The following is a 13874-nucleotide window of genomic DNA, read 5'->3' as shown; positions in this document are numbered from 1 at the left end:
GCGTGCGCGGAGCCAGTTCATCACTCCGCGCCGGCGACGCCGCACTTGCCGAGGTGTGGGAGTCAACGGTGCGGGTCACGTGCCGGTGAGGGGAGCGCAGGGGTGACCGACCACCAAACCGAGCTTGGTCGGGTCTGGGACGAAGTGGTGCTGGAGTTGTCCTCGGGCACGCTGTCGCCGCAACAACGCGCTTGGATGCGCGTGACCCGCCCGATCGGCCTGCTGGATGGTACGGCACTGCTGGCCGCTCCCAGTGATTTCGCGAAGGAAGCGATCGAGCGCGCGCTGCGGGACCCGATCACCGACGCGCTGTCCCGCCGCTTGGGCCGGGAGGTGTCGCTCGCGGTCAAGGTGGACACCGCGGTGCCCGCGCCGACCCGTCCGCTCGCCGCGCCCGAGGCCCGGCCGGAACCGCCGGCCCGCGCGGGGGGCGAACCGGCCGAGCGGCCCACGACGTTCGGGATCGCCTACGACTCCTCCCCGTACATCGCGACCGGACCCTCGAACTATTCGGCACCGCCGCGGCGGCCGGAGGCCTTCGGCAGCACCGCGCACGGCGGTTCGATCAGCGGTTCGCTGCCGAACGAGCAGGTCGGCTCGCCGTACACCCACCAGCCGCGGGAGGCGCAGCACTCCCCGGACTCCCGGATCGCGCCGGAGACCTCCTACTCCCCGGCCGCGCCGTACGCGCCGGAAGCGCAGTACGGCTCCGAGCAGAAGTACTCCGCCGAGGGCGGCTACGCCGACTACCAGCCGGAACCGGACCGCGCGCCCGAGCAGCAGTGGCCGGCGGCACCGGAAGCGCCGGTGGAGCAGGACCACGAGGCCGACGCCGAGGACGAGTCCGCCGACCAGGAGGACGCCACCCCGACCGAGGCGAACGTGTGGCCGACCTTCGGCCGCGGCCAGCACACCGAGCAGCACCAGCCGGGCCAGCCGTTCACCGCGCCGAAGCACGCGCCGCCGACCTCGCAGACCAGGCTGAACGCGAAGTACACCTTCGACACCTTCGTGATCGGCGCCTCCAACCGGTTCGCGCACGCGGCCGCGGTGGCGGCGGCGGAGGCACCGGCGCGCGCGTACAACCCGCTGTTCATCTGGGGCGAGTCCGGACTGGGCAAGACGCACCTGCTGCACGCGGTGGGGCACTACACGCAGCGGTTGTTCCCGGGGATGCGGGTGCGCTACGTGTCCACCGAGGAGTTCACGAACGACTTCATCAACTCGCTGCGCGACGACCGGCAGGTGGCGTTCCAGCGCCGCTACCGCGACGTGGACGTGCTGCTGGTCGACGACATCCAGTTCCTGGAGGGCAAGGAAGGTACTCAGGAGGAGTTCTTCCACACCTTCAACACGCTGCACAATTCGAACAAGCAGATCGTGGTGTCCTCGGACCGCCCGCCGAAGGGGCTGCGCACGCTGGAGGACCGGCTGCGCACCCGGTTCGAGTGGGGCTTGATCACGGACATCCAGCCGCCGGAGCTGGAGACGCGCATCGCGATCCTCCGGAAGAAGGCGGCGCAGGACCGGATGGCGGCGCCCGCCGAGGTGCTGGAGTTCATCGCCGCCCGCATCGAGCGGAACATCCGGGAGCTGGAGGGCGCGCTGATCCGGGTGACGGCGTTCGCGTCGTTGAACCGGCAGCCGGTGGACGTGCAGCTGGCGGAGATCGTGCTGCGCGATCTGATCCCCGATTCGGCGACGCCCGAGATCACCGCGCCGACGATCATGGGCGTCACCGCCGAGTACTTCGCGGTGACGATCGACGACCTGTGCGGGCCGGGGAAGACGAAGGCGCTGGCGCAGGCGCGGCAGATCGCGATGTACCTGTGCCGGGAGCTGACCGACTCGTCGCTGCCGAAGATCGGGCAGAGCTTCGGCGGCCGGGACCACACGACGGTCATGCACGCGGACAAGAAGATCCGCAAGGAGATGGCGGAGCGGCGTCGGGTGTACGACCAGGTGCAGGAGCTCACGTCCCGGATCAAGCAGCAGTCGCGCGGCTGAGACCCTTCCTCCTGGCGTCCATGCAGGTCAGCGCGCCGCGCTGATCGACTCCGATGCACTGCGTCCTGCTGGTGAGGCGTACGCTCCAATCGTATTAGCGAGTGGCCGGTAATCACTGGTCACGATGCCGCCGAGGTGCCCGACGCGGCGCCGCGGGAACCGGCGGGCGCGGCCGTGCCGGATAGCTCTGACCTGCGTGTCCGGCAGCGACCTGCGGCCGTGCACGAGCGTGGAGCGCGACGAGGCGGACAGCACCGGCGGGCCGGCGGATCTTCAACAGCACGGCACGAGGGCCGGCGCTGCGGGTCGCACGGCTGCGGACGCGGAAGCCTCCGGGTGCCGGCGTCCCCGGAGCGCGGGACCCGGAGCACGGACAGCTGCGAAGCCGGACGCGCCGCCCCGAGGTCGGCGTTCGCCCGACCCGCCCGGCGCGCCCCCTCCAACGGTTCCGATCGCCTCGCGCATCCGCGGCGGCCGGACCCCGACCTCCCGGCCGGACGCGCGGAACCTTTCTGCTCCACCCCGGGGACGCGACCCGGGCGCCCCGCCAGAAAGATCCCGCGAGATCTCCGCGGGCCGACCGTCCGGCGCCGACGCGGAATCGGCTCCGGCCCGCAGGCGCCGCGATCGCTCGCCACGCCGCACCGCCACCACACCAGAGCCGCACCGGCACCGGACGAAGCCGCACCGGCACACCGCAACCCCGTCCCCACGGGCGCTGCCGCCGCGAGCCCCGGCCGGCCGGACCACCGCGAGACGCCCGCCGAACCTTTCTGCCGCACCGGTCGGCTCCCAGCACCCACCGTTCGCAGAAAGATCCGCGCCCGGAACCGGACCCGACGCGCCCCCGGAGGCCGCCGGCGGCCGTGCACACCCTGTGGAGAACTCGGATTCCGAGCGGTCTGCGCACAACCGGTCGCTCAGCGCACGGATTTCGCCGCTCCGCCGCCCCCTCGACCCCCGTGCCGGCCACCGGAGCGCTTCGAACCGGTGGATCGGGGTGTGGATCGCGCGAACTTTTCTGCGCGGGGGCAGTGGCCTTGCCCTCATCTCCCAGCAGAAAACCCGCCGCGAGGTCGACCTGTCCACAGTTCCGCCATCCCCAGGCCTGAGCTGGAGTTTTCCCCAATCCGTGCACAGGCTGTGCACAACCATCCCCGACCTGCCCACAGGCCATACCCCGGTTGGACACAGGAAACCCACAGATCTGCCCACACCCCGATCGGTGGAGGCCCGAAAAGGGAGCCCTCATCCGCAGGGTCTGGGTACAACTGGGGGTTCAGCTGTGGATGGCGGTGTGGACAACATGGCCTCGATGTGGACAACTTCGGGTCGGTCAGAAGCCCCCCACGACTCGTTCAGACCATCCACCGGTTACCCCCAGTCCCCATCCACAGCTGTCCAGGTGTCGTGAGCAGCCAAAACGGGGGTTATCCCCACAACCCACAACCCTTACTACTACTGCTCTCTTTCTTTTCTTTTGAATGAAGAAAAAAAGAAGAGAGAGGGGCGGTGGACAAGTGGACAACCGAGCCGAGGCCGGCCGGGACGAGCGCTTCGAGAGCCCGGACCCGGATGCGGCGATCGCGACGAACGCTCTACGGTGGAACTCCCGCGACGGCCGATCCGGAGCCGCGAGCTCGTGGCCGTCTCGTGGGACGGATTCCGCTGCGCCCCGCGGCAGGTGCCGCCCTCCGGGCGCGCACCCCGGGCGACGCAACGGAACACCGACCCCCGACAGCCCCGCACCGACAGCACTCCCGGAGCTGGCCGCCCCCACGGCGCCAGCAGCGTTCTCCCCGGCACCCGGCTTCGGCCGAAACCGAAAGGACATCGATGAAGATCCGCGTGGAACGTGACGGTCTTGCCGACGCCGTCGCCTGGGTCGCGCGCAGCCTGCCGTCGCGGCCGCCGGTTCCGGTGCTGGGCGGGGTGCTGCTGGACGCGAGCTCCGGCGAAGCGCTGACCATCTCCGGTTTCGACTACGAGGTCTCCGCTCAGGTCACGACCGAGGCGTCCATCGACTCCACCGGCAAGACCCTGGTCTCCGGGCGGTTGCTGGCCGACATCACCAAGTCGCTGCCGAACCGGCCCGTCGAGATCACCGTGGACGGCTCGCGGGTGACGATCACCTGCGGCAGCTCGCGGTTCAGCCTGCCGACCATGCCCGTCGAGGACTACCCGGAGCTGCCCTCGATGCCGGAGCGCGCGGGTGCGGTCCCCGGCGACCTGTTCTCCGCCGCCGTCGCCCAGGTCGCGGTCGCCGCCGGGCGGGACGACACGCTGCCGATGCTCACCGGCGTCCGCATGGAGATCAACGCGGACCGGCTGACGATGGTCGCCACCGACCGGTTCCGGCTCGCGATGCGCGAGTTCACCTGGGAACCGGACGAGTCGATCGCCGACACCGCGATCCTCGTGCCGGCCAAGACGCTCGCCGAGTCCGCGAAGACCCTCGGCGGCTCCGGCACCAAGGTGGAGATCTCGCTGGCGTCCGGCGACGGCCTGCTCGGCCTGTCCGGCTCGACCCGGCGGAACACCACCCGGCTGCTGGACGCGGAGTTCCCGAAGTACCGCCAGCTGCTGCCGTCCGAGACGGCGGCCACCGCGATCATCGACGTGGCCCCGCTGGTCGAGGCGATCAAGCGCGTGTCGCTGGTCGCCGAGCGCGGCACCCAGGTGCGGCTGGAGTTCTCCGACTCCGGGCTGCGGCTCACCGCGGGCGGCGACGACGAGGGCAGCGCCGAAGAGGAGCTCCCCGTCGAGCTCACCGGCGAGGGCCTGACCATCGCGTTCAACCCGACGTACCTGCTCGACGGCCTGGGCGCGCTCAAGACCGACCGGGCCCAGATGCTGTTCACCACATCCAACCGCCCCGCGCTGCTGAAGCCGGTCGGGGAGGATGGTGAGGTGGTCGAGGGCTACCTCTACCTGCTGATGCCGGTGCGCCTGCCGGGCTGAGGTGGTCCCGGTGCCCGCCGCGATCCGCCCGGGCGCCGATCACGTGCGGCACCGGGCCGCGTCCGAACGGCCGGCCCGGGCAACAACCAGTCTCGAAGGGGAAGATCCGGTGCAACTGGGACTTGTGGGTCTCGGCCGAATGGGTTTCAACATGCGCGAGCGGCTGCGGGCCGCCGGGCACGAGGTCATCGGCTACGACCGGAACCAAGAGGTCAGCGACGTCGCTTCGATCGCGGACCTGGCGGGCGGGCTCACCGGCCCGCGGATCGTGTGGATCATGGTTCCGCACGGCGAGCCCACGAAGCAGACCATCGAGGCGCTCGCCGAGGTGCTCTCCGCGGGTGACCTGGTCATCGAGGGCGGGAACTCCAAGTTCACCGAGGACCAGGCAAACGCGGCGCTACTCGCCGAGCACGGCGTGAAGTACGTCGACGTCGGCGTGTCCGGCGGCGTGTGGGGCGCCACCAACGGCTACGGCCTGATGGCGGGCGGCGACACCGCCGACATCGAGCGCGCCATGCCGATCTTCGACGCGCTGCGGCCGGAAGGTCCCCGTGAGGAGGGCTTCGCGCACGCCGGGCCGGTCGGTGCCGGGCACTACGCGAAGATGGTGCACAACGGCATCGAGTACGGCCTGATGCAGGCCTACGCCGAGGGCTTCGAACTGCTCGCCGCCTCCGACGTGGTGACCGACGTGCCCGCGACGATCAAGGCGTGGAGCCGGGGCACCGTGGTGCGCTCCTGGCTGCTGGACCTGCTGGTGCGCGCGATGGACGACGACCCGGAGCTGCAGAAGCTGCGCGGTTACGTCTCCGACTCCGGCGAGGGCCGCTGGACGGTGGAGGAGTCGGTGCGCCACGCGGTGCCGACCCCGGTGATGACCGCCGCGCTCTACGCCCGGTTCGCCTCCCGCCAGGACGACTCGCCCGCGATGAAGGCGGTCGCCGCGCTGCGCAACCAGTTCGGCGGGCACGCGGTGGAGACCAACGAGGGCTGAGCCGGGTCGCCGTGTCGACAAGGTGACATGTCGGTGAGGTGACTCCGCGCGGGTCACCTCACCACGTGCCCGGCCGCGCGGGTGCCGTCCGCGCGACCAAATCCCGTGGAGCGCTGTGTACGTCCGACATCTGCAAGTGACCGACTTCCGCTCGTGGCCGCAGGCCGACCTGGCCTTCGAACCGGGGGCGAGCGTGCTGGTCGGGTCCAACGGCCAGGGCAAGACGAACCTGGTCGAGGCGCTGGGGTACGTCGCCACGCTCGGCTCGCACCGGGTGTCCAGCGATGCGCCGCTCGTGCGCTACGGCGCGCAGCGCGCGTTCGTGCGCGCGGCGGTGGTCAACGGCGGCCGGGAGCTGCTGGTCGACCTGGAGATCACGCCGGGCAAGGCGAACCGGGCGCGGATCAACCGCGGTGCCCCGGGCAAGCCGCGCGACGTGCTGGGCATCCTGCGCACCGTGCTGTTCGCGCCGGAGGACTTGGCGGTGGTGCGCGGGGACCCGGGGGAGCGGCGGCGGTTCCTGGACGAGCTGCTGGTGTCGCGGTCGCCGCGGTACGCGGGGGTGCGCGCGGACTACGAGCGGGTGCTGCGCCAGCGCAGCGCGCTGCTGAAGTCGGCGGGCGCGGCGCGCCGGGGCGGTCCGGCGCCGGACCTGCGGACGCTGGAGATCTGGGACGGGCACCTCGCGGCGCACGGCGCCGACCTGCTGGCGGCCCGGCTGGACCTGGTGGCGGACATCGCCCCGCACGTGACCAGCGCTTATGCCAGCGTGGCGGAGACCGGGACGGACAGCGCGCCGGCCGGCCGGGTCGCGGACGTGCGCTACCGCAGCAGCCTCGGAGACTCGTTGCCCGCCGGGTACGGGGTGCCGCAGGGCGTGCGGGCCGACCGGGCCGAGCTGGAGTCGGCGCTGCTCGCGGAGCTGGAACGGGTGCGCGGCCAGGAGCTGGAGCGCGGGGTGTCGCTGGTCGGGCCGCACCGCGACGACCTGGAGCTGGTGCTCGGCGAGCTGCCCGCGAAGGGCTACGCGAGCCACGGCGAATCGTGGTCGTTCGTGCTGGCGTTGCGGCTGGCTTCGTACCACCTGCTCACCGAGGATGGCGCGGAGCCGGTGCTGATCCTGGACGACGTGTTCGCCGAGCTGGACCGGCGGCGCCGCTCGCGGCTGGCCGAACTGGTCGGCGGTGCCGAGCAGGTGCTGGTCACCGCGGCGGTGGGGGAGGACGTGCCCGAGGAGTTGAAGGGCACCCGCTTCGACGTCCGCGACGGGGAGGTGCGCCGTGTCGGGTGAGTTGCCGGGCGCCGCCGGTGAGCGCGGCACACGCAGGGTGAACGTCATCCCCCGGAGTTACCCACAACTGGGGATAAGGCTGTGGATGGTGTGGATAACTCGATGACATCGGGCGAGCGCGCGGAGCGATCGGACGCCGCCGAGGCCGGCTCGGCGGAGCTTCCCGCGGCCGGTTCCGACGGCGCTGAGCTGCACGGATCGGATCTGGCGCGGGCCGCGCTGCAGGCGGCGAAGGAGAAGTCGAAGTCGCAGCGCCGCACCCGGCGCAGCGTGCTGGGCTCCGGTGGTTCCCGCCGGCGCCGCCGCTGGTCGGGGCCGGGCGCGGACGAACGGGATCCGCAGCCGCTGGGCAGGCTGGCCTCCCGGCTGGCCACCGAGCACGGCTGGAACGACCGGCTCTCCGGCGGGCAGGTGTTCGCGCGATGGAACGGCCTGGTCGGCGGGGACATCGCGGAGCACACGAAGCCGGTCGCGCTCTCCGACGGGGAGCTGACGGTGCAGGCCGAGTCGACGGCGTGGGCCACCCAGCTGCGCCTGCTGCAGCGGCAGATCCTGCAGCGCATCGCCGACGGGGTGGGCAAGGGCGTGGTCCGCAAGATCAAGGTGCAGGGCCCGGCGGCACCGAGCTGGCGGCACGGGCCCCGGCACGTCCCCGGCCGCGGGCCGCGGGACACCTACGGCTGAGCCCCGACGAGCCCGCGCAGGAGCCGCGCGGACGCGCTCGCGGGTCTCGGATGGTGTCCCGATCCGAGTTCTCGGCTCTGTGAGGAATTCAGGGGTGTCCTTGCCGCACTCCTGTCGGGGACACCCAGTAGAATCGTCAGGGTGGGTGCGGCGTCCTGCGCCGCCGGACGCCCGGCCCGCACGTCCGCACCGCGCTTCGACCGCCGGTCGCGGCCGTGCCCAGGACCGGACGACGAGCCGTGCCCGCCGTGGTGGGCGCCCGTGCGCGGGCGCCGCAGGGCGGTCGCCGACGCGGCCGGGCCACCCAGACACATTGCCGGTTCGAGGAGACACCGAGGCCCGTGGCATCGAAGAAGAACGAATACAGCGCGTCGTCCATCACCGTGCTTGAGGGCTTGGAAGCCGTCCGCAAGCGTCCCGGCATGTACATCGGTTCCACCGGTGAGCGCGGCCTGCACCACCTCGTGTGGGAGGTGGTGGACAACTCCGTCGACGAGGCGATGGCCGGTTACGCGACGACCGTCGAGGTGACCCTGCTGGCCGACGGCGGCGTCCGCGTCACCGACGACGGCCGCGGCATCCCGGTGGACATGCACCCCGTGGAGAAGAAGCCGACCTTGGAGGTCGTGCTCACCGTGCTGCACGCGGGCGGCAAGTTCGGCGGTGACTCGTACGCCGTCTCCGGTGGTCTGCACGGCGTCGGCGTGTCGGTGGTGAACGCCCTCTCGTCCGCGCTGGAAGCGGAGATCTACCGCGACGGCAGCGTGTGGCGCCAGCGCTACGAGGACTCCAAGCCGGTCAGCGACGTGCAGAAGGGCGAGGGCACCAAGCGCACCGGTACCTCGATCACCTTCTGGGCGGACCCGAACATCTTCGAGACCACCCGCTACAACGCGGAGACGGTGTCGCGGCGCCTGCAGGAGATGGCGTTCCTGAACAAGGGGCTGACCATCGTGCTGCGCGATGAGCGCATCGCCGAGGAGGACGAGTCCGGCGAAGACGCGGGCGGCCGGTCGGCGCGCGCCTCGGAACGGACCTTCCACTACCCGGGCGGGCTTGAGGACTTCGTCAAGCACATCAACGCGACGAAGGAGCCGATCCACAAGAAGGCCGTCGCCTTCAGCGCCTCCGGCACCGGCGTCGAGGTCGAGGTCGCGATGCAGTGGAACTCCGGCTACAACCAGTCGGTCTACACCTTCGCGAACACGATCAACACGCACGAGGGCGGTACCCACGAGGAGGGCTTCCGCTCGGCGCTGACCCGCGTGGTCAACGCCTACGCGAAGGAGAAGAAGCTCCTCAAGGAGAAGGACGGCAGCCTCACCGGTGACGACGTCCGCGAGGGCCTCGCCGCGATCGTGTCGGTGAAGGTCCGGGAGCCGCAGTTCGAGGGCCAGACGAAGACGAAGCTGGGCAACACCGAGGTCAAGTCGTTCGTGCAGACGGCGTCCTTCGAGTGGCTCAACGACTGGTTCGAGCGCAACCCCGCCGACGCCAAGACGATCATCAACAAGGCGGTCGGTTCGGCGCAGGCGCGGATGGCGGCCCGCCGGGCGAAGGAACTGGTCCGGCGCAAGAGCGCGATGGACATCGGCGGCCTGCCCGGCAAGCTGAAGGACTGCCAGTCCAACCAGCCCGACGAGTGCGAGCTCTACATCGTGGAGGGCGACTCCGCGGGCGGTTCGGCGAAGGACGGCCGGGAGTCGCGCTTCCAGGCGATCCTGCCGATCCGGGGCAAGATCATCAACGTGGAGAAGGCGCGGATCGACAAGGTCCTCAAGAACAACGAGGTCCAGTCGATCATCACCGCGCTGGGCACCGGCATCCACGACGAGTTCGACCTCTCGAAGCTGCGGTACCACAAGATCGTGCTGATGGCCGACGCCGACGTCGACGGCCAGCACATCCGGACGCTGCTGCTGACCCTGCTGTTCCGGTTCATGCGCCCGCTGATCGAGAACGGGCACGTCTACCTGGCCCGCCCGCCGCTCTACAAGATCAAGTGGCCGCGCTCGGAGCCGGAGTTCGCCTACTCCGACCGCGAGCGCGACGGGCTGCTGGAGGCGGGCGCGGCGGCCGGCCGCAAGCTGCCGAAGGACGACGGCATCCAGCGCTACAAGGGTCTCGGCGAGATGAACCCGCAGGAGCTGTGGGAGACCACCATGGACCCGGACACCCGGCTGCTCATGCAGGTCTCGCTGGACGACGCCGCCACCGCCGACGAGCTGTTCAGCGTGCTCATGGGCGAGGACGTCGAGGCGCGCCGCTCGTTCATCGTGCGCAACGCCAAGGACGTCGGCTTCCTCGACGTCTGATCCCGGACCCGCCAGCACGGACGGGATCGACCGCCGTCGCCGGGCCACCGCGCCCGGCACGCCGCGCCCCCGGCGAGCCTCCCCGGACGCTCGCCCGCGTCGCGCCGGCGCAGGAACCCGCCCCACCCGCCTGAAAGGAACTTCCACCCGTGACGGAAATCCTGCCGCCGGAACACGGCCGCGTAGAACCGGTCGACATCCAGCAGGAGATGCAGAACTCCTACATCAACTACGCGATGAGCGTCATCGTCGCGCGCGCCCTGCCGGACGTGCGGGACGGCCTCAAGCCGGTGCACCGCCGCGTGCTGTACGCGATGTACGACTCCGGCTTCCGCCCGGACCGGGGGTACGTGAAGTGCTCCCGCGTCGTCGGCGAGGTGATGGGCAACTACCACCCGCACGGCGACTCGGCGATCTACGACACCCTGGTGCGCCTGGCGCAGCCGTGGGCGATGCGGCACCCGCTGATCGACGGGCAGGGCAACTTCGGTTCGCCGGGCAACGACCCGGCGGCCGCCATGCGGTACACCGAGTCGCGGTTGAAGCCGTTGGCGATGCACATGCTCGCCGACATCGAAGAGGACACCGTCGACTTCTCCGACAACTACGACGGTCGGACCCAGGAACCGGACGTCCTCCCGGCCCGCATCCCGAACCTGCTGGTCAACGGCGGTAGCGGCATCGCGGTCGGGATGGCGACGAACATCCCGCCGCACAACCTGCGGGAAGTCGCCGACGGCGTGGTCTACCTGCTGGAGAACCCCGAGGTCGACGACGAGACGCTCCTCGAAGAGCTGATCAGGCTCATCAAGGGGCCGGACTTCCCGACCAGGGCGCTGATCCTCGGCACCAACGCCATCGCGGACGCGTACCGCACCGGCCGCGGCTCCATCAAGATGCGCTCGGTCGTCTCCGTGGAGGAGGACGCGAAGGGCCGCACCTCGCTGATCGTCACCGAGCTGCCCTACCAGGTCAACCCGGACAACTTGATCGAGAACATCGCGGCCATGCACCGCGACGGCAAGCTCACCGGCATCTCGGACATCGCCGACGAGTCCAACAGCCGACGCGGCATGCGCATCGTCATCACCTTGAAGCGGGACGCGATCCCGAAGGTGGTGCTGAACAACCTCTACAAGCACACCCAGCTGCAGACCACGTTCGGCGTGAACATGCTGGCGTTGGTCGAGGGCGTGCCGCGCACGCTGCGCCTCGACCAGGTGATCCGGTACTACGTCACGCACCAGATCGAGGTCATCGTCCGGCGCACCCGCTTCCGGCTGCGCAAGGCCGAGGAGCGCGCCCACGTGCTGCGCGGCCTGGTCAAGGCGCTGGACGCGCTGGACGCGGTGATCGCGCTGATCCGCCGGTCGCCGACCGTGGACGAGGCCCGCACCGGGCTGATCGGGCTGCTCGACGTCGACGAGGTGCAGGCCGACGCGATCCTGGAGATGCAGCTGCGGCGGCTGTCCGCGCTGGAGCGCCAGAAGATCATCGATCGGCTCGCCGAGCTGGAGCTGGAGATCGAGGACTACAAGGACATCCTCGAGAAGCCGGAGCGGCAGCGGCAGATCATCCGCGACGAGCTCATGGAGATCGTCGAGAAGTACGGCGAGGACCGCCGCACCAAGATCGTGCCCTACGAGGGCGAGGTCTCCATGGAGGACCTCATCGCCGACGAGGACGTCGTCGTCACGATCACCCGCACCGGCTACGCGAAGCGGACCCGCACCGACCTGTACCGCGCGCAGAAGCGCGGCGGCAAGGGCGTGCAGGGCGCGCAGCTCAAGCAGGACGACATCGTCTCGCACTTCTTCGTCTGCTCCACGCACGACTGGATGCTGTTCTTCACGAACAAGGGCCGGGTGTACCGGGCGAAGGCCTACGAGCTGCCCGAGGCGAACCGCACCGCCCGCGGCCAGCACGTGGCGAACCTGCTCGCGTTCCAGCCGGACGAGCACATCGCCCAGGTCATGCAGATCAAGGACTACACCGCCGCCCCGTACCTGGTGCTGGCCACCAAGGCGGGCCTGGTGAAGAAGTCCCGGCTCACCGACTTCGACTCGAACCGTTCGGGTGGACTCATCGGGGTGAACCTCAAGGACGAGGACGAGCTGGTCGGCGCGGTGCTGTGCTCCGAGGAGGACGACCTGCTGCTGGTCTCCGCCGAAGGGCAGTCGATCAGGTTCCACGCCACCGACGAAGCGCTGCGCCCCATGGGCCGCGCCACGTCAGGCGTGCTCGGCATGCGGTTCAACGCGGGCGACGAGCTGCTCGCGATGGGCGTCGTCCGGGCCGGCCGGTTCGTGCTGGTCGCCACCGACGGCGGTTACGCCAAGCGGACGGAGATCGACGACTACCCGGTCCAGGGCCGCGGCGGCAAGGGCGTGCTCACCGTTCAGTACGACCGCAAACGTGGGAGGCTTGTCGGGGCGCTCATCGTCGACCTGGACGATGAGCTCTACGCGATCACCTCCACCGGCGGCGTCATCCGGACCACCGCCAAGGAGGTTCGCAAGGCAGGCAGGCAGACGAAGGGGGTGCGTCTGATGAACCTGGGCGACGGGACTTCGGTGGTGGCCATCGCGCGCAGCGCCGACGAGGCCGCCGATCCGGACGCCGCCGGGCCTGAGCCGACGAAGTAGCGACCGCCGATGACGATCATGAAGGATCTCTCGTGACATCTTCCGAGAAGCCGGAGCGTCCGGACGGGCACCCGGGTGACCAGGATGCCGAACCGACCAACGGCCAGAACTCCCAGCACACCTCGGTGATGACCGGGCAGACCGCTGCGACCGGGGGCGACGGCGACACGTCGGCCGCGGCCGACGGCAACGGCGAGGCGAGCTCGAAGCCGAACGGTTCGGAGACCTTCGAGGGCACCGAGGCGCCGCCGCCGTGGCAGCGCACCGGAGCCGGGGCCGGCAGCGCCGACGGCGGTGCCGAAGCCCAGCCCGGTTTCGACACCGCGCAGACCCAGGGGATCCCGAAGCCCGGGCACGACCAGGAGACGGTCCGCACCGAGATCCCGAAGCAGGGAGCGGACGGCCGCACCGCGGTGAACTTCGGCGCGGCCGCTCGGCCGGGCGCGCAGTCCACCAGCGCCCGCCGGCCCAGCAGGGGACCGCGGCGGGCGAGCCTCCAGGTCAAGCGGCTCGACCCGTGGTCGGTGCTGAAGCTGGCCCTGGTGCTCAGCGTGGCGATGTTCTTCGTCTGGATGATCGCGGTCGCCGTGCTCTACGGGGTGCTCGACGGCATGGGCGTGTGGGACTCGCTGAACGGCACGTTCACCGAGCTCACCTCGCCGGAGGACGCCGCCAGCGAAGAGCTGATCAGCGCGGGCCGCGTGTTCGGCGTCGCCTCCATCATCGGGGCGATCAACATCGTGCTGTTCACGGCGCTGGCGACGGTGAGCGCGTTCATCTACAACGTGGCCGCCGACTTCGCCGGGGGCGTGGAAGTCACGCTGTCCGAGCGGGAGTGACCGGTCCGGGGGGGGGGGGGGGGCCCGCCGCCCCCCCCCCCGGGCCCCCCCCCGGGGGGGGCCCCGGGGGGGGGGGTGTATTGGGGTGACACCCAAGGGCGATATCTCAGGCGGGTTGAGCGCGTGGGGGGTAAA

The 13874-nt window shown here is 70.7% G+C and carries 8 protein-coding genes; all 8 read left to right on the top strand.

The window, feature by feature from the left end; translation table 11 throughout:
• Window positions 1–102: 102 nt before the first annotated feature.
• The 8 genes from dnaA to LCD35_RS06455 all read left to right on the top strand — a co-directional run bounded on the left by dnaA (window position 103) and on the right by LCD35_RS06455 (window position 13739).
• On the top strand, window positions 103–2007 hold the full coding sequence (gene dnaA / locus LCD35_RS06490) for a chromosomal replication initiator protein DnaA (protein WP_225043904.1): 1905 nt from the start codon (window positions 103–105) through the stop codon (window positions 2005–2007).
• A gap of 1836 nt (window positions 2008–3843) precedes the next feature.
• Window positions 3844–4968: a DNA polymerase III subunit beta gene (dnaN, locus tag LCD35_RS06485; RefSeq protein WP_224957022.1), complete on the top strand. Its 1125-nt coding sequence runs from the start codon at window positions 3844–3846 to the stop codon at window positions 4966–4968.
• 1 nt (window position 4969) lies between these two features.
• Window positions 4970–5965 carry a phosphogluconate dehydrogenase (NAD(+)-dependent, decarboxylating) gene (gene gnd / locus LCD35_RS06480; protein WP_308012534.1) on the top strand — a complete coding sequence of 332 codons (996 nt, stop codon included), beginning with the start codon at window positions 4970–4972 and terminating at the stop codon, window positions 5963–5965.
• A 115-nt stretch (window positions 5966–6080) separates the two neighbouring features.
• Window positions 6081–7256 carry a DNA replication/repair protein RecF gene (gene recF / locus LCD35_RS06475; protein ID WP_225043903.1) on the top strand — a complete coding sequence of 392 codons (1176 nt, stop codon included), beginning with the start codon at window positions 6081–6083 and terminating at the stop codon, window positions 7254–7256.
• Window positions 7257–7358: 102 nt separating this feature from the next.
• Complete coding sequence (locus tag LCD35_RS06470) at window positions 7359–7940, top strand: DUF721 domain-containing protein (RefSeq protein ID WP_225043902.1); 582 nt, start codon at window positions 7359–7361, stop codon at window positions 7938–7940.
• Between the two features lie 341 nt (window positions 7941–8281).
• Complete coding sequence (gene gyrB / locus LCD35_RS06465; protein ID WP_224957018.1) at window positions 8282–10255, top strand: DNA topoisomerase (ATP-hydrolyzing) subunit B; 1974 nt, start codon at window positions 8282–8284, stop codon at window positions 10253–10255.
• A 149-nt stretch (window positions 10256–10404) separates the two neighbouring features.
• A complete protein-coding gene (gene gyrA, locus LCD35_RS06460) occupies window positions 10405–12900 on the top strand; it encodes a DNA gyrase subunit A (RefSeq protein ID WP_224957016.1) in 2496 nt (831 codons plus the stop codon).
• 32 nt (window positions 12901–12932) lie between these two features.
• Complete coding sequence (locus LCD35_RS06455; RefSeq protein ID WP_224957015.1) at window positions 12933–13739, top strand: DUF3566 domain-containing protein; 807 nt, start codon at window positions 12933–12935, stop codon at window positions 13737–13739.
• Window positions 13740–13874: the final 135 nt, after the last annotated feature.

Source organism: Saccharopolyspora sp. 6V (assembly GCF_020176785.1).
GTDB classification, from domain to species: Bacteria; Actinomycetota; Actinomycetes; order Mycobacteriales; family Pseudonocardiaceae; genus Saccharopolyspora_C; species Saccharopolyspora_C gregorii.
Note: the sequence above shows the minus strand (reverse complement) of the source record. Positions and strands in the feature narration are given on the sequence as shown.

Excerpts from the sequence above, each read along its gene's own strand:
- LCD35_RS06470 (WP_225043902.1), top strand. The coding sequence starts at position 7,359 with ATGACATCGGGCGAGCGCGCGGAGCGATCGGACGCCGCCGAGGCCGGC.
- dnaN (WP_224957022.1), top strand. The coding sequence starts at position 3,844 with ATGAAGATCCGCGTGGAACGTGACGGTCTTGCCGACGCCGTCGCCTGG.